The organism is Actinospongiicola halichondriae, assembly GCF_049103745.1.
Taxonomy (GTDB): Bacteria; Actinomycetota; Acidimicrobiia; order Acidimicrobiales; family Salinilacustritrichaceae; genus Salinilacustrithrix; species Salinilacustrithrix halichondriae.
In genome coordinates, this window is the sequence record NZ_CP171622.1 from 19,150 (window position 1) to 36,538 (window position 17,389).

Sequence of the window (17,389 nt, forward strand, 5' to 3'; positions counted from 1 at the left end):
AGTCGTCGTCAGTCGTCGTCGGCGTCGTCGGGTGTCGCCGTCGCGTCGTCGACCGCGGCACGGGCGGCCACGATGCGGTCCCGGCAGAACTCGATCAGGCCTGCGGCTCGCGACACCCGTTCGGCCAGGAGGTCGACGTCGACGTCATCGTCCTCGATCTCGCGCAGGATCGACTCCAACTCCTCGATGGCCTCGGCGTAGCCGGTGGGGACGGGGTCGAGAGCGTGGGTCATGTCGTGTCTCCGTCGGAGGGGCCGACGGTCGATCGCACGGTGCCGTCGGCGAGGGTGGTCACCAGGTCCGACCCCGGTGGCGCATCGGCGGCGGAACGTAGCACCGACCCGTCGGCCGTCCGCGTGATCGACCAGCCGCGAGCCAGGGCCCGGACCGGGTCGACGGCAGCGGTGCGCCCGGCCAGGTGCGCGAGGCGTCGTTCGGCGTCGTCCACGGCACGGCGAGAAGCCGAACGGAGACGTCGGTCGCATCCGTCGAGCACGCCGAGCCCGCGGTCGAGCCGTGTGCTGCTGGCCCGGGCGAGGCGTTCGGCCAGGTGCCCGATCCTGGACTGCTCGGTGCGGGTGGCGCCGATCGCTCCGGTCGAGGCGCGGGCGGCGAGTCGATCGAGATGCTCGGCCTCGCGTCGCAGCGAGCCGTCGGCGATGGCGACGATCGACGCGAACGTCGCCTCGGCTCGATCCCGGGCTGCGGCCACGATCGAGACGACCACCTGGGCCGCCGCCGTCGGGGTCTTCGCCGCCGTGTGGCCGACGTCGTCGACGACGGTGCGGTCGGTCTCGTGGCCCACGCCGGTGATCACGGGGATCGGCGACTCGGCCACGGCCCGGGCGACCAGTTCGTGGTCGAACGCTGCGAGGTCGGTCGTCGCGCCGCCGCCCCGAGCCACGATCAAGACGTCGTAGGCCGCCGCAGCGTCGCGATCCGCGAACCAACGGATGGCGCCGGCGATCGACCCGGCCGCCTCGGGTCCCTGGACCCGCACGTCGGCGACTCGGACGTGGAACGCGAACCCCGACCGGTCGAGTTCGTCGAGCACGTCGGCTTCGGCTGCACTCCCCGACGAGGTGACGACGCCGATCCGCAACGGGAGGAGCGGCATGGGGATCGAACGGTTGCGCCCGATCAGGCCCTCGGCCCGCAGCCGCTCGAGGAGTTCGGCGCGTGCGGCGGCCAGCTGTCCCAGCGTGAACGCCGGGTCGATCGAGACCATGCGGAACTGGAGTTGGCCCCGCGGGGCATACCAGTCGAGTCGACCGCGGATGCGCACGTCGGTGCCGTCGGTCATGCGGACGTTGCCGCCGGCCTTCATCAACAGTCGGTTGACGCGCTCCTTGTCCCGCGAGCGGAGCATCACCGACAGCTGCGCCGGACCGCCGACGTTGTCTGGGCCGCCGCCGTCGTCAGCGAGGGAGAAGTAGACGTGTCCCGACGGCGCGCGAGACAGGTTCAGGATCTCGCCGCGTACCCAGATCTCGTCCGGGAACGCCGAGCGCAACCGCGCGCCGATCGTGTCGGCCAACTCCGAGACGGAGAACGTGGGACTAGGTTCCGCCACGCAGCCGAAGGTACCGCCGTTGCTGGGACAGGAGCGCACGCATGTCGGAACGCATCGCACCCGGGGTCGTGCAGATCGACACGTTGCTCGGTGGATGGGAGCGGGTCACCGCCGGTTTCCTGGTCGAGGGTGAGGCCCCAGTGCTCGTCGAGACCGGATCGCAGTCGTCCGTCGACACGCTCCTCGCGGAACTCGACACATTGGGGGTGGGCCCCGACGACCTGGCCGGGATCGTGGTGACCCACATCCACCTCGACCACGCCGGCGGGGTGGGCGACGTCGCCCGGGCGTTCCCGAACGCGACCGTCTACGTGCACGAACGCGGGGCACGACACCTCGCCGACCCCACCAAGCTCGTGAACTCGGCGGCCATGGTCTACGGCGATCTCCTCGATTCGCTCTATGGACGCCTCGACCCGACCGACGCCGCGCGGATTCACGTGCTCGAGGACGGGGAGGACATCGAGATCTCGTCGAACCGCTCGTTGACGACGGTCGACTCACCTGGCCACGCCAAGCACCACCTCGCGTTGCACGACTCGGAGTCGGGTCTGCTCTTCGCCGGCGATGCCGTCGGTGTGCGGCTCCCGGACGTCGGGATCCTGCGTCCCGCGACGCCGCCGCCGGACTTCGATCTCGACCAGGCCATCGCCTCGCTGCACAAGTTCGCCGATCGCTCGCCGTCGGGCATCGCGCTGGCCCACTACGGGCTGGTCCCGGACCCCGGGGAGATCCTCGTCGAGGCCGAGGACACGCTGCGCCGGTGGGCGGAGGTCGCTGAGCGCGCCTGGCACGAGGACCGCGACATCACCGACGCGCTCGAAGCGGCGTTCGGCGTGTCGGACGACGTCGACATGGACCCGGTCGCCCGCGAACGCCTCGAGACGTTGTCCGGCGTCCACTCGAACGCGCAGGGTCTCGCGCGCTGGCTCGACACGCGGGCGACGGGGCACTCCCACCCGCACTGACACTCGGTCCCGTTCGCAACGATCTGTCACCATGCGATCGTGCCGACGGATCTCCGCCCCACGCTGATCGAGGCCGTCCGGCAGTTCGGACGAGCGGTCACCGGCGGGTCGTCGGGACCGTCGGGCGTCGACCTGCAACTCCTCGCTCGGGTGGCACAGGCGTCGCGGACCTCGATGATGCTCACCGACGCGGACCTCGACGCGCCGGGCCCGCGGATCCTCTGGGTCAACGAGGCGTTCGAGCGGACCACGGGCTACGCAGCGGCCGAGGTGCTCGGGGAGAATCCCCGATTCCTCCAGGGGCCGGCCACGGACCGAGCGGTGCTGGACGAACTCCGGTCGCTGCTCGAGCGCGACCAGGACTTCGAGGGCGAGGCGATCAACTATCGGGCTGACGGCACGCCGTTCGTGATGTCGTGGCGCATCTCGGCGCTGCGCGACGAGACCGGCGCTCCCACGCACTACGTGGCCACGCAGGACGACGTGACCGAACTGCGCCTCCGGCCGCTGGTCGACAGAGAGGCCCTCCTCGAACTGCAGGCCGGGCTCAGCCCAGAGGTGCCGCCGAGGGTCGGCGAGCTGGAGTTCGGGAGCGCCTATCGGCCGGCGGACGGTCAGCTCGTCGGGGGCGACTGGATCGACGTCGTCAGCACCGATGACGACCAGACGCTCGTCGTCGTGGGTGACGTCACCGGTCACGGAGCCGCAGCCGTCGCCGCGATGGGGCAGATGCAGTGGGCGATCCGTGCCAACGCCGCCGCCGGACTCACGCTCCGACGGATGACAGGGTCGCTCCGGACCCTGGCGCAGGCTCAGTCGCAGTACGCGACCATCGCCCTCGTCCGCTTCGGCGAGCACGGAACGTTCCGCTATCTGATCGCCGGGCATCCGCCGCCCGTCGTCGTCGGCGTCGACGGAACGGTGCGCGAACTGGAGTCGACGGCCCCGCTCATCGGCTTGGGCCTCGGAGCCGAGGATCGCACCGTCACCGATGTTCTCGAGCCGGGGGAGACGTTGGTCGCGTTCACCGACGGGCTGTTCGAGCGGCGGGGGAGTTCGGTCCTCGACGGTCTCGACCTGCTCTCCACGGTGATCGGCGAGATCGGTGCCGCAGGTGTCGACCCGGATGCGTTCGCGTTGCAGCTGGTGGCGCGCATGGTCGAGTGGACGACCAGCGAGGACGACATCGCCGTCGTCGTCGTCCGTCGCTCGGGTGACGCTTCGGTGGTTACCGATCAGTAGTCGGATGCTAGGAAGAAGCACCGAACATCGCCGTCAGCCACAGGAGCCTTGAGATGCCCGAAGCCGTCATCGTCGCCACGTCCCGCACCCCGATCGGTCGGGCCAACAAGGGCTCGCTCGTCGATGCCCGCCCGGACGACCTCACCTCGTTCGTCCTCAAGGATGTCCTGAGCAAGGTTCCGGACCTCGATCCCACGCTCGTCGAAGACGTGATGCTGGGCTGTGGCCAGCCCGCCGGCGAGGCCGGTTACAACCTGGCCCGCGTCGCTGCCCTCATGGCCGGCCTCGACGACGTCCCCGGCGTCACCGTCAACCGCTACTGCTCCTCGTCGCTCCAGACCATCCGCATGGCGGCTCACGCCATCAAGGCCGGCGAGGGCGACGTGTTCATCTCCGCCGGCGTCGAGACGGTGTCGCGTTACCTGCACGGCGCATCGGACACCGGCCCGCACAACGAGGCGTTCAGCGAGGCCGAGGCCCGCACCGCCGAGCGTGCCGCTGGTGGCGCCGAGAAGTGGGCCCCGCCTGCCGGTCTCCCGGACATCTACATCGCCATGGGTCAGACGGCCGAGAACGTCGTCCAGGCCGAAGGCGTCACCCGCGAGGAGATGGACGAGTGGGGTGCCCGCTCGCAGCAGCGTGCCGTCGCCGCCCAGAACAACGGCTTCTTCGACCGTGAGATCACCGCCTACACCCTCCCCGACGGCACGGTCGTGTCGAAGGACGATGGTCCCCGCGACGGCACGACGGTCGAGAAGCTCGCCGGGCTCAAGCCCGTCTTCCGCCCCGACGGCTCGATCACGGCCGGCAACGCGTGCCCGCTCAACGACGGCGCCGCTGCCGTGGTGGTCATGAGCGACACCAAGGCCAAGGAACTCGGCATCAAGCCGCTGGCCCGCATCGTCAGCTCCGGCGTCACCGGCCTCAACCCCGAGATCATGGGCATGGGCCCGGTCGGCGCCTGCCGCCAGGCGCTCGAGCGCGCCGGCATGACGATGGCCGACATCGACCGGGTCGAGATCAACGAGGCGTTCGCCGCGCAGGTCCTGCCGTCGGCGAAGCACCTCGGCATCGACCTCGACAAGCTCAACGTCAACGGTGGGGCCATCGCGCTCGGCCACCCCTTCGGCATGACCGGCGCCCGGATCATGACCACGCTCCTGAACGTCCTCGAGGACGACGACAAGGAGTTCGGTCTCGAGTCCATGTGTGTCGGCGGCGGCCAGGGCATGGCGATGATCGTCCAGCGCCTCAGCTGATCGCGCACCGTCGCCTCGAGCGCCGGTTCCGACGCCCCCGTCCGGTCTCCGGACGGGGGCGTTTCGCGTCCCCGCACCGGACCAGCATCCCGCTCGGATCCCGGCCCTGGGCGACGAATCGTCAACGAATCGGTGCCCAGGTGGACCGACGAATGCGTCGGGAGGTCGCGAACGTGTGACAAATATGACAAGGCGATTCCTTGACGTCACGTGTTCGTCATGGTTCTGTAATGCGCCATGCCATCGACCCGTCGCGGTCGCGTCGCGACCCGCGTGGGTCTCGGCGCGTCCCTCCTCCTCACACTCGTGTTCTCCGCCCTCCTGTTCGGCGGTGCTCGCACGGCGGACGCCCAGGAGTCGGACGGTCCGGATGCGGACGTCCCGACCGCCAGCGACCCGGCTGCCCCCACCGGCGCCGTGCTCCTGCCGCTGCTCGACGTCGCCTCCACGGCCACGGGCCGAGCCGGCGACGTCGCGGCCACGCTGGCCACCGCGGCCACGCCACCCCCGCCGCCGCCGGTCTTCTGTCCCGCCCCGGGCTCCCAGTTCGTCGACTCGTGGGGCTTCGCCCGCTCCGGCGGCCGTCGCCACAAGGGCGTCGACATGATGGCGCCGTACGGAACCCCCGTCATCGCCCCGGTCGACGGTGTGGTGCGGTCGAGCCATTCGTCGCTCGGCGGGATCGGCTTCTACCTCGTCGATGCCGAGGGCAACGAGCTCTTCGGCTCCCACCTGGCCAGCCTCGACGTCGTCGGACCGGTCGTCGCCGGCCAGCAGATCGGCACCGTCGGATCGACCGGCAACGCCGGTTCGCCGCACCTGCACTTCGAGGTGAAGCCCGCCGGCTCCAGCTCGGTGAACCCGTTCCCCTACGCGTTCAACTGGTGTGCGACCGACTGGGATCAGCCCGACGCCACGGCACTCCTGCCCTAGGGCAGTTCGTCCCTTCCGTGTCGAGCGGCCATCATGGTCGACGTGGGCATGATTGCTGAGCCGAGACACGACCTCCCGTCGTATCTCTGGCCCCGGCCGAAGTACCGCGGGTTCCTGCACGCCGCCGGTGCGTTCGCGATCGTCCCGCTGGGCGCACTGCTGGTCGCGTCGGCGTCGTCGCCTCGGGCCCGACTGGCGGCCGCCATCTACGTCGTGGCGCAGCTGTTCGTCTTCTCGACATCGGCGCTCTACCACCTCGTGGCGTCGACGCCCACGGCCCGTCGACGGATGCAGATGGCCGACCATCTGATGATCTACGTCCTGATCGCCGGGACCTGGGTGCCGGTGTGCCTGCTGGTCCTCCCCGGGAGTCAGGGAGCGCAGTTCCTCGCGGGGGTCAGCGCGATCGCGGTCGCGGGCATCGTGCTCAAGTCGTTCGGGATCCACCGGTTCCCGAAGTCGAGCAACACCCTCTACGTGGTCATGGGGCTGGTGGCGCTGCTGGCGTTGCCGGCGATCATCCGCAACACCGACATGTCCGCGCTCGTGCTGCTCGCCACCGGCGGAGTCGCCTACCTGCTCGGAGCATTGGTGCTCATGCGCAAACACCCCGACCCCCGGCCGTCGATCTTCGGCTACCACGAGGTCTGGCACGCCTTCACCGTGGTCGCCGCCGCGTGTCACTTCGCCATGGTCTGGATCGTCGTCGGCGCGTAAGCCGTACGGTGTCGCCATGCGCGACATCGATGGGGAAAAGCTGGAACAGCTCGCGGCGCGGGCGCGACGGGAGATCGACAGCGGTCTGTTGCCGTCGTGCCAGTACGCCGTGGCGCTCGACGGGGAGATCATCGCCGGCGAGACGCTCGGCGATGCCACCGACGACAACCGCTACGTCGTCTTCTCGGCGACCAAGGCCGTGGTCGCCTCGACCTTCTGGACGCTGATCCAGGACGGCCTCGTCGACATCTCACTCCCCGTCGTCCACTACGTCCCCGAGTTCATGGCCGACGGCGAGCCGGAGCGTGGCCCGACCATCACCGTCGAGCAGGTCCTGCTCCACACCTCCGGCTTCCCCCACGCGCCCCTCGGTCCGCCGGCCTGGTGGACCCGCGAAGGTCGCCTCGACAAGATGCGCTCGTGGCGGTGCAACTGGGAGCCCGGCACCGCGTTCGAGTACCACGCCAGCACCGCCCACTGGGTCCTGGCCGAGATCATCGAGCGCCTGACCGGCACCGACTTCCGTGCCGTCGTACGTGAGCGCGTGCTCGATCCTCACGGGTTGGACCGGCTGCAGGTCGGTGTGCCCGAGGACGAGCAGGGTGACGTCACCGAGTTGGTCGCGGTCGGCGACCTGCCCACGCCCGACGAGATCGAGGCGGCCTTCGGCGTGCGTGAGCTGCCGCTCACCGAGGTCACCGAGGCGGCGCTGCTCGGCTTCAACGAACCGGCCGTGCGAGCTCTGGGGGTCCCGGGTGGCGGAGGCATCTCCGACGCATCGAGTTTCGCCCGCTTCTACCAGGCACTCCTGCACAACCCGAAGGGCGTGTGGGACGACGACCTCCTGGCCGACGTGACCACCAACGTCCGCAACACGTTCCCCGACCCCATGACGGGCGTCCCGATCCGGCGGACGCTCGGGCTGTGCACGGCCGGCGACGACGGCAAGGCCTCGTACCGCGGGTTCGGCAAGACCGGTTCGCCCCGTCGGTTCGGGCACAACGGTGCCGGCGGCCAGATCGTGTGGGCCGACCCCGACTCCGGGCTCTCGTTCGTCTACCTGACCAACGGCATCGACGCGAACCCCATCCGGCAGGCCAAGCGAGGCGTCGCCCTCAGCAGCATCGCGGCCGAGATCGTCACTCCCTGACGGTGGTCAGGTCGTGTAGTCGGCGTTGATGCGGACGTAGCCGTCGGTGAGGTCGCAGCCGTAGACCGTCGCCGCGCCTGCGTCGATTTCGAGGCTCACGTGGATGAGCACCTCGTCGCCGGCGAGGTACTGCTCGAGTTCGGCCAGCGCGGCGTCGTCGGCGGGGGCCGGGTAGAGCTCCTGGTCGCCGATCCGGATGACGACGCGTTCCTGATCGATGTCGGTGTCGTCGCTGCACTTGCCGATGGCCATGGCGATGCGGCCCCAGTTGGGGTCGGCGCCGTGCACGGCGGTCTTGACGAGCGGAGAGTTCACGATCGTCTTCGCCACGCGCTTCGCCTGGGCATCGTCCCTGGCGCCGTCGACCGTCACGACGATCAGCGTCTCGGCGCCCTCGCCGTCGCTGGCCAGTTGACGGGTCAGGTCGAGACACACCGCTTCGAGCGCAGCCTCGAACTCGTCGCCGTCGACGGCGCCGGCCTCGCCCGAGGCGAGCAACGCTGCGGTGTCGGACGTCGAGGTGTCGGTGTCGACCGAGACGCAGTTGAAGGTGCGGTCGACCACGGCACGGAAGCGCTGGTCGAGTTCCGCCTGCGGCACGGCGGCGTCGGTCAGCACGAAGGCGAGCATCGTGGCCATGTCGGGTTCGATCATGCCGACGCCCTTGGCGATGCCGACGATGGAGATGTCGCCGACCGCGGCCGTCGCCGACTTCGGGTGGGTGTCCGTGGTCATGATGGCCGTGGCCACGGCGCCGGCGTCGGTGCCGTCGGGCGCAGGCATGGACGAGAGATGGTCTCGCACCCGATCCATGGGGTAGCGCCGGCCGATCACGCCGGTCGACGCGATGAGCACCTCGGACGGGAGGCAACCGACGGCCTTGGCCACGCCCTCGGCCAGTTCGACCGCGTCGGCGTGTCCGGCAGCACCCGTGGCGACGTTCGCGTTCTTCGAGACGACCGCGATCGCACGCAGCGAGCCGTCGGCGACGTGCTCACGAGAGATCGTCACGCTCGGCCCGGCGAAGCGGGACTTCGTGAACACCGCGCTGGCCGCGCAGGGGACGTCGGCAGCGATGACCGCGAAGTCATCGGTGTCGTCCTTGATGCCGATGTTGGCGACGTGCGCCCGGAAGCCGCGAGGGAGTGCGATCACGGCGGGGAGTCTGTCAGCCCGTCAGGACGCGCCGTACACCGGTTCCGGCGGGTCGATCTCGCCGGTGAGGTCGTCGATCACGGCGCCGAGCTCGGCCGGGTCCCAGCGATCGCCCTTGTCGAGCATCGGGCCGTGGCGGAAGCCGTCCATCAGCGTCAGTTGGCCACCGTCGATCTCGAACACCCGTCCCGTCACCGATGCCTGATCCGATCCGAGCCACACCACGAGGGGAGCGACGTTGTCCGGGGACTTGGCGTCGAAGCCCGAGTCGGGGGCCGCCATGTCGTCGGCGAAGACGTCCTCGGTCATACGGGTGCGGGCGACGGGGGCGATGGCGTTGGCGACGGCGCCGTAGCGGCCGAGCTCGGCCGACTGCACGAGGGTGAGCCCGACGATGCCGGCCTTCGCTGCCGAGTAGGCCGCCTGGCCGATCGACCCGAGCAGGCCGGCACCCGACGATGTGTTGACGATCCGTCCCTTCGTCTCGCGTCCTTCCTTGGCCTCGGACCGCCACCATGCCGCGGCCATCCGGGACACGCAGAAGTGGCCCTTGAGGTGGACGCGGACGACGGCGTCCCACTCGTCCTCGGTGGCGTTGGCGAACATCCGGTCGCGTACGAAGCCGGCGTTGTTCACCACGGTGTCGATCGAACCGAAGGTCTCGATCGCCGTCTGGACCATGCGCTCGGCGCCGGCCCAGTCGGCGACGTCGTCGCCGTTGGCGACGGCCTGCCCGCCCATGGCCTCGATCTCGGCCACGACGTCGGCGGCAGCATCGCTGGTCCCGCGCTCGTCGGTCCCGTCGAGCTGCACGCCGAGGTCGTTGACCACGACCTTGGCGCCCTGGCGGGCGAACTCCAGCGCGTGGCTGCGGCCGATGCCGCGGCCAGCCCCGGTCACGATCACGACCCGTCCGTCACAGATGCCTGTCATGTGAGGGAGTCTGGCAGGATCTGACGCGGCGTCAGAAAGTCAGCCGCGGAGCGGATCAGAAACAGACGTCGCCGGCGGCGAAGAAGGCGTCCTGGGCCTCGGGGCTCGGCTCGTAGTCGAAGGTGTACGAGTCGACGAGTTCGGCGACGATCCACGGGTCGACGAGCGTGAGCTCGGCACGCATGCACGCCGCGGTCTCCTGATCGCCGGTGAAGGCGAGCAGGAACTCGTTCAACGCCTCCTCGTCGATGAACCCGCCCTGCGTTCCCGGGACGTAGGTCGTGGTCGGGAAGGTCTCGCCGTCGATCGGCTCGCCGAAGTCCTCGAACTCCTCGAAGTCGCTGAAGCCGTCCTCGAACGACTGCTCGAAGCCGAGGAAGAGCTGCTCGACCATGTCGACGATGGCGTCGAGATGGCTCCGCTCGAGGACCTCGAGGCCGCTCACCGTCGCGTCGAGTCCGGTCGCCACGGGAGCGACGAACCACTTGCCGTCGACGCGTTGCGTCGTGATGCCGATCTCGGGCGTGTCGATCTCCGGGAACTCGATGGGGTCGGCGTCCATCTCGTCGCCGAGGCCGAAGTCGAATCCGCCGCCGAACATCTCGTTGCTCAGGTCTTCGAGGTCGTCGGCGCACACGGGGCCGTCGGCGAAGGGCGAGTCCTCGAATCCGTCGATGTCACCCTCGATGGTGAAGCACTCGTCGTCGAACGACGCGGAGAACTCCTCGCCGTCGGCGGAGAACGTCAGCGCCCCGGAGTCGACGAAGACCGTCGCGGTGTCGCCCGACGTGTCGGAACGGAGCTCCAGGTCGTCGATGGTGAGCTCGAAGTCCTCGCTCATGGCGTCGGCCTCGGCCTGCGCCTCGGCGAGGAAGAGGTCGGCGTAGTCCTGGAGCGCTGCGAACTCGTTGGGCGACAGGCGAGCCACGGCATCGCGGAGGTCGAGGTCGGCGAGGGCGTCGACCATCCCCTGCACCGCGGCCTCGGGCGAGTCGGCGCCGACCGGCTCGATCGGTGCCGTCGGGAGCGGTTGACCGGCTTCGAGACGAGCGACCTCGGCCACCGTGTAGCCGATGCTCACGCGCCAGCCATCGCCGCCGTCGCGGGCGACCAGGAACACGTCCTCGTCGTTGATCTCGGAGGAGGTCGAGTCGCGGAATCCGCCGATCTCCCCGCCGAAGCGTTCGACGGTGTCGGAGATGAAGTCGCCGATGGGGAGCTGATCGGAGTCGATGCTCGTCGTCACGGTTCCGCCGGTCAGGTAGACGCGTGCCAAGCCTTCCCGCACGGGTTCGGTGCGGTAGGTGACGTCGGCGAACTCGAGGTCGAGACCGTTGACTCCGGCGAGGTCGAACGAGTCGTCGAGCACCTCGAGGCGCTCGAGTTCGCCGAACATGTCCTCGACCGGCCCACGGAGGGCGTCGCGCTCGCCCGGATCGAGGGCGGCCATCATGCCGAGCATGTCCTCGTCGCTCGCGGCGTCGATGAGGTCGGCCACGGCTTCCTCGGCCGAGCCGGGGCCAGAAGATCCGAGCTGGGTGACGGCGAAGACCGTGCCGCCGACGAGGAGGAGGACCCCGACGATGCCGGCCACTGCTCGACCGCCGAAGCCGGACGACGAGGTCACCTCGGACTCGCTCTCGAGCGTGAGGATCGACTCGATCGGCTGCTGGGGCGGTGGGGGAGGCGGCGGAACGGCCCCGATGGGGTCGTCTTCGCCGGTGGGTCCGAACTGGTCGCTCACGTGGTCCGCCTCTTGGTCGTGATCAGGGTGCCGATGCCCGTTCCGGCTGTGGCGGCACCGACCCCGACGGCGAGGATCAGGCCGGGCTCCACACCCAACGGCGACCTCGCCACCAGCCATCCGCCGGCGACCGCGATGGCCCCGATTGTACCCGCGGTCACCGAGACGAGAACGACGGAGCGCAGGGCGGCGGCGACGAGAACCAGCCCGCACAGCACGGGGACGACGTACCAGAGCACGGAGAGCGCCTCGTTCGCCTCGGAGAGCACGCCGGCGCGAACCGCCACGTCGACGACCTCGTAGCTCGATCGCGTGCGGGCGCCCGACGTGGCCCACGGCAGGAACGTCGTGAGGGTGGTGACGACGGCCCCGATCGTCGACGCCACGGCGAGTCGCGGGAGCGGTGATCGGGCGGTGGGCACGATCGCATGATGACCGATGCGGTCGGGGACGGGCGACGACGGCTCGTCTGGCATCTGGTCGTCCCCGAGTGCCACGGTGTCCCGCCATGTCGAGCGTCGTCGTCCCGGAGAACTGCGTCGGACCTCCGTCCATGGGGCACGGCGGCTATGTGGGGGGACTGCTGGCCCGCGAGATCGACGGTGCCGCCCAGATCACCCTCCGCCAGCCGACCCCTGTCGGCGTCGAACTCGAGATCGTCGACTGCGGCGGCGACCGGCTCGAACTCCGTCACGGCGACGAACTCCTGGTCGAGGCGACGCCTGGTGACCTGGACCTGTCGGTCCCGACGCCACCGTCGATCGACGAAGCTCGTGCCGCCGAGGCGGGATCGCCGTCTCACTGGGACGAGCGGGGCGTGCATCCGATCTGCTTCGGCTGCGGGCTCGCTCGCGACGACGACGAGGGGCTCGAGATCGCCGTCGGGCCGGTCACGGTCGACGGCGTCGACCAGGTGGCTGCCGTGTGGCGTCCCCGTGCCGATCAGGCCGATGCCGACGGCGTGGTCGACCGCCAGTGGGTGCTCGCCGCGCTCGACTGCCCGGGAGCGATGGCCTACATCGCCGACGGCACGCGGGCGGGACTGCTCGGTCGGATCATCTTCGAACAGTTCGCCCCGGTCCCGGTCGAGACCGACCTCGTGGTCACGGGCTGGCAGATCGGGGTCGATGGTCGCAAGATGCTCGCCGGCACCGCCCTCGCTGACGCCGACGGCACGATCCTGGCCGCCGCCAAGGCCACCTGGTTCGCCTTCACCTGACCCGACACCACCTGACCCCGACACGCCGTCTCGTGCCCCGAAGAACTCGTTCTGGGTGCGCGATCGGTACTCCTGACGTCCCGTTCGCGCACCCAGAAGCAGAATTTGGGGCGAGGGGCGGGGCGGGGCGGAACGTCAGAGGCGTTCGATGATGGTGACGTTGGCCTGGCCGCCGCCCTCACACATCGTCTGGAGGCCGTAGCGGCCGCCGGTTCGCTCGAGTTCGTGGAGCAGCGTGGTCATCAACTTGGCGCCGGTGGCACCGAGGGGATGGCCGAGGGCGATGGCGCCGCCGTTGACGTTGGTCTGCTCCGGCGTGAAGTCGGTGTCCTTGAGCCATGCAAGGACGACGGGTGCGAACGCCTCGTTGATCTCCACGAGGTCGATGTCCGACGCCGACAGACCGGTGCGCTCGAGGGCCCGCTTCGTGGCCGGGATCGGCGCGGTGAGCATGTAGATCGGGTCGTCGGCGAGGACGGTCATGTGGTGGATGCGGGCGCGAGGGGTGAGGTTGTGGTCCTTCACCGCCTGTTCGTTGGCGATGAGGAGCGAGGCCGACGCATCACTCGTCTGTGACGCGACGGCGGCGGTGACCCGGCCACCTTCGGTGAGCAGCGGGAGCGACCGGATCTTCTCGAGGTTCGGCTCGCGAGGTCCCTCGTCGACGGTGGCGCCGAAGCAGGGAACGATCTCGGCCTCGAAGCGACCCTCTGCCTGGGCCCGGAGCGCACGCTCGTGTGACTCGACGGCGAACGCCTCCATGTCGTCGCGGCTGATGTCCCACTTCTCGGCGATCATCTCGGCGGCGCGGAACTGGCTGACCTCCTGGTCGCCGTAGCGCTTGACCCAGCCCTCCGACGTGGAGAACGGGTCGGGGAAGCCGAGGGGTTCGGCGAGCGTCATGGCCGACGAGATCGGGACGGCGCTCATCGACTGGACGCCACCGGCGACCACGAGGTCCATCGTCCCCGACATCACGGCCTGGGCCGCGAAGTGGACGGCCTGCTGTGCCGAGCCGCACTGGCGGTCGATGCTGACCCCGGGGACGTGTTCGGGCATGCCCGCGGCGAGCCAGCAGGTACGGGCGATGTCGCCGGCATGGGGCCCGACCGAGTCGGTGTTGCCGAAGACGACGTCGTCGACGGCAGCCGGGTCGATGCCGGTGCGATCGATGACCGCGCTGATGCTGGCGGCGCCGAGATCGGCGGGGTGGACGCCGGCGAGTTGGCCGTTGGCCTTGCCTCGGCCGACTGGGGTGCGAACTGCGTCGACGATGTACGCCTCGGCCATGGTGGGTCCTCTCCAATACGCTCGGCCTCGTGGAAGCGCCGGCGCGATCTGACGGTGCGTCAGAACAGCGTAGATGGTGGCTCCTCCCGTTCTGCACCCTGGCGCTGGCCCTGGCGACCATCGCCGGCAGTCTGTGGTGGACCGACGACGCCTTCCCGATCGCGCCGTTCCGGATGTTCAGCTACGGCAACCGGCCGAACACCGTCGTGCGCGACCTCCGACTCGAGGGTGAGCTCGAGAACGGTGAGCAGATCCGGGTCGGGTGGAAGGCCGTGGGTCTGCGCCGGGCCGAGCTCGAAGGCCAGACCCACCCCAACCGCCGTGTCCCGGACGAGAACATGGAGGCCCTGGCTCGCGTCTACAACGAACGCCGGGACCCCGATCTCGTGCACCTCCAGGTCGTCGTTCGTCGCATCGCCATGGTCGACGGGCGTCCGGCGCCGGACGGGGAGACGTTCACGGTGATCGGCGACTGGGCGTCGGATGACTTCGACGGGCTCCGCGTCGAAGTCGACCTCCCGCTCGACGAGCCGACGCCGGGCTATCGCCGATGAACGCTGTCCGCCGATGGTGGGACGAGTACTGGTTCGCTGCCGTGCCGGTCGAACGCGTCGCCGTGTTCTCCCGGATCCTCCACGTGGTCGTGCTCTTCACGGTGTTCCGCACCGATCGATGGGTGGCGCAGCACGCCTACGCGCCCGAGGAGTTCTATCAACCCGTCGCGATCGGTCGACTGCTGCGGCTGCCCGCACCCGACCCCGGCACGATGACCGCGCTGCAGTGGGTGCTCGGTGTCTCGGCCGTGCTGGCGATCGTCGGCCTCGGCTCGCTGGCGTGGCGCCGGTTCGTCAACCTCGTGGTCGCCGGTTCGTACCTGACGTGGATCCTCTGGGCGTTCTCGTTCGCCAAGGTCGACCACGATCGGCTCACCATCATCGTGGCGCTCTTCGTCCTCGCGGTCGTCCCCGGCTTCGGTCACGGCGCCGACCGTCTGGCGGGATGGGGACTGCGGACCGTGCAGGTCGTGTTCGTCCTCGCCTATCCGCTGTCGGCGATCGCCAAGCTCCGACGTTCGGGCTTGGACTGGATCTCGAGCGCAGTGTTCGCCCGGGCCATCGTCCGCCGTGGCAGTTCGTTCGGCGACTGGTTCGTCGAGCGCCCCGGCCTGTTGCGGGCGGGACAGGCGGCGTTCATCGCCTTCGAGTTCCTCGCGGTGCTCGCGCTCCGTCGAGTGGGGCGGATCCGCTCGGCTGTGCTGGTCGGAATCGTGCTGCTCCACCTCTTCACGTACTTGTCGGTGGGCATTCACTTCCTCCCGCACACCATCTGCATCACGGCGTTCCTGCCGCTCGAACGACTGCATCCGCGGTGGCGAGCGGAGCGTCGGGTCGCGGTGGCCGCATGAGGCGGCTCGTCGCGCTGCTGCTCGTGTTCGGCGTGATGGCCGCCGGATGCGCTGACGACGGCTCCGCCGACGCTCCGACGACGTCCGAGGTCGAGGCCGACGGCGGACTGACCGACTTCGTGTTGCCGGCGGAGTCGGTCGGATCGATCGCCGGTTTCGAGGGCGTCGTCGCCCAGGAACTCGGCGACGTGCAGGTGCTCGAGAACCCGGATCCTCGCGGCCCGTGCGGCGGGGAGTCACCGCCCCCACCGACGCAGGGAACCGCAGGCCGGAGCTTCACCGGCGATGGTCTGTCGATCGTCCAGGTCGTCGCCGAGGGACCGGAGGTCGATGCGTTCGTCGCCGCGCAGCTCGCCGACATCGCCGAACCGTGCGGTCCGTACGAGTCGCAGACGAGCGCCGAGTCGACCCAGACCGTCGATCAGATCCAGATCGTGGTGCTGCCCGACGATGCTGGGTTCTTCACGACGTCACGGGTCGCAGACGGCGCGCAGGTTGTGTTCGCCGGGTCGGCGCTGGTGCGCGTCGACGGGGTCACATCACTCGTCTTCGCCCTCGGCTTCGAACCGATCTCGCTCACGGCGATGGAGTCGTTCGCCCGCCTGGTCGACGCCGAGCTCCGTTCCCGCTGACTCGCGGCGTGCAGTGTCAGAGCGACAACCGGAGAACGAACCGCCACAAGTGGCGCCTACGTGGCGCAACGCGAGTTGACCGGGAACGGCCCTGACCCACGAAACAACGGCACGTCTCCTGCTGGCGGGGTCAGCGAGCGGTGAGGCCGAGCGACTCGGCGACGAGCGCACGGTGGTGGCTGGCGTCGCCCCAGGCCCGTGACAACGCCCAGACCCGCTTGAGCCAGAGATGCAGGTCGTACTCGACGGTGTAGCCGATGGCGCCGTGGCACTGGAGCGCGACCTCGGCCGCCAGGGTGGCTGCGTCGGAGGCGAGGGCCTTGGCGGTGGAGACGTCGCGGGCCGCACCGGGGTCGTCGGTGTCGAGGCCGTGTGCCGCCCGGTGGACCATGGGGCGGGCGAACGCCACGTCCTTGGCTGCGTTGGCCAGATGGTGCTTCACCGCCTGGAAGCCACCGACGGGCTGACCGAACTGGTGTCGCTCGCTCACGTACGCGACGGTCGCGTCGACCAGGTGCTGGCCGAGGCCGACGAGGACGCCGGCGGTCCCGAGCGCACCGGCGAGGAAGGGATCGACGCCCGGGTCGACCGTGGTCCCGGACGTCCGGGAGGTGACCTCGACGAGGCGTCGGGAGCCGTCGACCGTCGCGACCGGCGACGTCTCGATCCCGGACTGCTCGTGCAGCGCACAGCCATCGTCGGTGACGAGCAGGACGACGTCCACGTCGGCGCCGGCGGGGACGTACGGAGCGGTCCCCGCATCGGTCGAGCCGAAGCACGCGGCGCCGGCGGCCGGCCCGCACACGAACGCACTCTCGACCCACGGGTGGGGGAGCGCGGCTCGGCCGACCTCCTCGGCCACGGCGACGCGGGTCACCCAGTCGAGGTCGGGATCGGTGGTGCCCATCTCGACGAGCGTCGACCAGATGGCCGGGTTGAGTTCGCCGTCCCACGCAGCACGGACCACGGCCGGCGGACAGCCGTCGGCCAACGCCTTGCGCACGGCCGCAGCGAAGTCGACTCGGTCCTCGCCCAGTGTGAACCTCATCGCTGGCACCACCCGTCGCACGAGTGGCCGGACCGGTTGCACTCGGGTCGCTCGCGCCGACGCATGCTCACTCGCTCGGCGAAGGTCACGGGTCGCTTCTCCTGGTCGTGTTGCTCGTCGG

At 69.9% G+C, this 17,389-nt stretch carries 18 protein-coding genes; 10 read left to right on the plus strand and 8 right to left on the minus strand.

Going from position 1 to position 17,389, the window contains the following annotated elements; all coding sequences use genetic code 11:
• Positions 1-8: 8 nt before the first annotated feature.
• Both xseB and xseA read right to left on the minus strand, forming a co-directional pair.
• Positions 9-233, minus strand: a complete 225-nt coding sequence (gene xseB / locus AB8619_RS00095; protein WP_436794444.1) for an exodeoxyribonuclease VII small subunit — start codon at positions 231-233, stop codon at positions 9-11.
• A complete protein-coding gene (gene xseA, locus AB8619_RS00100; protein WP_436794445.1) occupies positions 230-1,573 on the minus strand; it encodes an exodeoxyribonuclease VII large subunit in 1,344 nt (447 codons plus the stop codon). Before xseA ends, xseB begins: the two co-directional genes overlap by 4 nt.
• Before the next feature lie 41 nt (positions 1,574-1,614).
• On the opposite strand from xseA, the gene AB8619_RS00105 reads away from it, so the two are divergent.
• The 6 genes from AB8619_RS00105 (at position 1,615) to AB8619_RS00130 (ending at position 7,842) form a co-directional block, all read left to right on the plus strand.
• A complete protein-coding gene (locus tag AB8619_RS00105; RefSeq protein WP_436794446.1) occupies positions 1,615-2,541 on the plus strand; it encodes an MBL fold metallo-hydrolase in 927 nt (308 codons plus the stop codon).
• A 39-nt stretch (positions 2,542-2,580) separates the two neighbouring features.
• Positions 2,581-3,783: a PP2C family protein-serine/threonine phosphatase gene (locus AB8619_RS00110; protein WP_436794447.1), complete on the plus strand. Its 1,203-nt coding sequence runs from the start codon at positions 2,581-2,583 to the stop codon at positions 3,781-3,783.
• A 53-nt stretch (positions 3,784-3,836) separates the two neighbouring features.
• Complete coding sequence (locus AB8619_RS00115; RefSeq protein WP_436794448.1) at positions 3,837-5,042, plus strand: acetyl-CoA C-acetyltransferase; 1,206 nt, start codon at positions 3,837-3,839, stop codon at positions 5,040-5,042.
• 237 nt (positions 5,043-5,279) lie between these two features.
• On the plus strand, positions 5,280-5,975 hold the full coding sequence (locus AB8619_RS00120; protein ID WP_436794449.1) for a M23 family metallopeptidase: 696 nt from the start codon (positions 5,280-5,282) through the stop codon (positions 5,973-5,975).
• Between the two features lie 48 nt (positions 5,976-6,023).
• Complete coding sequence (trhA, locus tag AB8619_RS00125) at positions 6,024-6,692, plus strand: PAQR family membrane homeostasis protein TrhA (RefSeq protein ID WP_436796418.1); 669 nt, start codon at positions 6,024-6,026, stop codon at positions 6,690-6,692.
• Between the two features lie 16 nt (positions 6,693-6,708).
• On the plus strand, positions 6,709-7,842 hold the full coding sequence (locus tag AB8619_RS00130) for a serine hydrolase domain-containing protein (protein WP_436794450.1): 1,134 nt from the start codon (positions 6,709-6,711) through the stop codon (positions 7,840-7,842).
• 6 nt (positions 7,843-7,848) lie between these two features.
• Here AB8619_RS00130 and argJ read toward each other — a convergent pair whose 3' ends face one another.
• From argJ to AB8619_RS00150, 4 genes are read right to left on the minus strand one after another with little or no spacing between them, the layout of a single operon-like run.
• Positions 7,849-8,997, minus strand: coding sequence for a bifunctional glutamate N-acetyltransferase/amino-acid acetyltransferase ArgJ (argJ, locus tag AB8619_RS00135; protein ID WP_436794451.1), 1,149 nt, complete (start codon positions 8,995-8,997; stop codon positions 7,849-7,851).
• 21 nt (positions 8,998-9,018) lie between these two features.
• On the minus strand, positions 9,019-9,930 hold the full coding sequence (locus AB8619_RS00140) for an SDR family oxidoreductase (protein ID WP_436794452.1): 912 nt from the start codon (positions 9,928-9,930) through the stop codon (positions 9,019-9,021).
• A 55-nt stretch (positions 9,931-9,985) separates the two neighbouring features.
• Positions 9,986-11,674 carry a hypothetical protein gene (locus AB8619_RS00145; protein WP_436794453.1) on the minus strand — a complete coding sequence of 563 codons (1,689 nt, stop codon included), beginning with the start codon at positions 11,672-11,674 and terminating at the stop codon, positions 9,986-9,988.
• Entirely contained in the window at positions 11,671-12,171 is a 501-nt protein-coding gene (locus AB8619_RS00150) for a hypothetical protein (protein WP_436794454.1), read from the minus strand. The genes AB8619_RS00145 and AB8619_RS00150 overlap by 4 nt, the downstream gene beginning before the upstream one ends.
• Before the next feature lie 11 nt (positions 12,172-12,182).
• Here AB8619_RS00150 and AB8619_RS00155 point away from each other — a divergent pair, with 11 nt between their 5' ends.
• On the plus strand, positions 12,183-12,893 hold the full coding sequence (locus tag AB8619_RS00155) for a hypothetical protein (RefSeq protein ID WP_436794455.1): 711 nt from the start codon (positions 12,183-12,185) through the stop codon (positions 12,891-12,893).
• 135 nt (positions 12,894-13,028) lie between these two features.
• Here AB8619_RS00155 and AB8619_RS00160 read toward each other — a convergent pair whose 3' ends face one another.
• The gene (locus AB8619_RS00160) at positions 13,029-14,183 is read right to left on the minus strand and encodes an acetyl-CoA C-acetyltransferase (protein ID WP_436794456.1); all 1,155 of its coding nucleotides are present in this window, start codon (positions 14,181-14,183) and stop codon (positions 13,029-13,031) included.
• A gap of 29 nt (positions 14,184-14,212) precedes the next feature.
• On the opposite strand from AB8619_RS00160, the gene AB8619_RS00165 reads away from it, so the two are divergent.
• From AB8619_RS00165 to AB8619_RS00175, 3 genes are read left to right on the plus strand one after another with little or no spacing between them, the layout of a single operon-like run.
• Entirely contained in the window at positions 14,213-14,737 is a 525-nt protein-coding gene (locus tag AB8619_RS00165) for a hypothetical protein (protein WP_436794457.1), read from the plus strand.
• Positions 14,734-15,588: an MFS transporter permease gene (locus AB8619_RS00170; RefSeq protein ID WP_436794458.1), complete on the plus strand. Its 855-nt coding sequence runs from the start codon at positions 14,734-14,736 to the stop codon at positions 15,586-15,588. Before AB8619_RS00165 ends, AB8619_RS00170 begins: the two co-directional genes overlap by 4 nt.
• On the plus strand, positions 15,585-16,220 hold the full coding sequence (locus AB8619_RS00175; protein WP_436794459.1) for a hypothetical protein: 636 nt from the start codon (positions 15,585-15,587) through the stop codon (positions 16,218-16,220). Before AB8619_RS00170 ends, AB8619_RS00175 begins: the two co-directional genes overlap by 4 nt.
• Before the next feature lie 130 nt (positions 16,221-16,350).
• Here the strand turns inward: AB8619_RS00175 and AB8619_RS00180 are convergent, their stop codons facing one another.
• A complete protein-coding gene (locus tag AB8619_RS00180; protein ID WP_436794460.1) occupies positions 16,351-17,268 on the minus strand; it encodes an acyl-CoA dehydrogenase family protein in 918 nt (305 codons plus the stop codon).
• Positions 17,269-17,389: the final 121 nt, after the last annotated feature.

Excerpts from the sequence above, each read along its gene's own strand:
- xseB (WP_436794444.1), bottom strand. The coding sequence starts at position 233 with ATGACCCACGCTCTCGACCCCGTCCCCACCGGCTACGCCGAGGCCATC.
- AB8619_RS00170 (WP_436794458.1), top strand. The coding sequence starts at position 14,734 with ATGAACGCTGTCCGCCGATGGTGGGACGAGTACTGGTTCGCTGCCGTG.
- AB8619_RS00155 (WP_436794455.1), top strand. The coding sequence starts at position 12,183 with ATGTCGAGCGTCGTCGTCCCGGAGAACTGCGTCGGACCTCCGTCCATG.
- AB8619_RS00180 (WP_436794460.1), bottom strand. The coding sequence starts at position 17,268 with ATGAGGTTCACACTGGGCGAGGACCGAGTCGACTTCGCTGCGGCCGTG.
- AB8619_RS00105 (WP_436794446.1), top strand. The coding sequence starts at position 1,615 with ATGTCGGAACGCATCGCACCCGGGGTCGTGCAGATCGACACGTTGCTC.
- trhA (WP_436796418.1), top strand. The coding sequence starts at position 6,024 with ATGATTGCTGAGCCGAGACACGACCTCCCGTCGTATCTCTGGCCCCGG.
- AB8619_RS00140 (WP_436794452.1), bottom strand. The coding sequence starts at position 9,930 with ATGACAGGCATCTGTGACGGACGGGTCGTGATCGTGACCGGGGCTGGC.
- AB8619_RS00130 (WP_436794450.1), top strand. The coding sequence starts at position 6,709 with ATGCGCGACATCGATGGGGAAAAGCTGGAACAGCTCGCGGCGCGGGCG.
- AB8619_RS00120 (WP_436794449.1), top strand. The coding sequence starts at position 5,280 with ATGCCATCGACCCGTCGCGGTCGCGTCGCGACCCGCGTGGGTCTCGGC.
- AB8619_RS00160 (WP_436794456.1), bottom strand. The coding sequence starts at position 14,183 with ATGGCCGAGGCGTACATCGTCGACGCAGTTCGCACCCCAGTCGGCCGA.
- AB8619_RS00175 (WP_436794459.1), top strand. The coding sequence starts at position 15,585 with ATGAGGCGGCTCGTCGCGCTGCTGCTCGTGTTCGGCGTGATGGCCGCC.
- AB8619_RS00115 (WP_436794448.1), top strand. The coding sequence starts at position 3,837 with ATGCCCGAAGCCGTCATCGTCGCCACGTCCCGCACCCCGATCGGTCGG.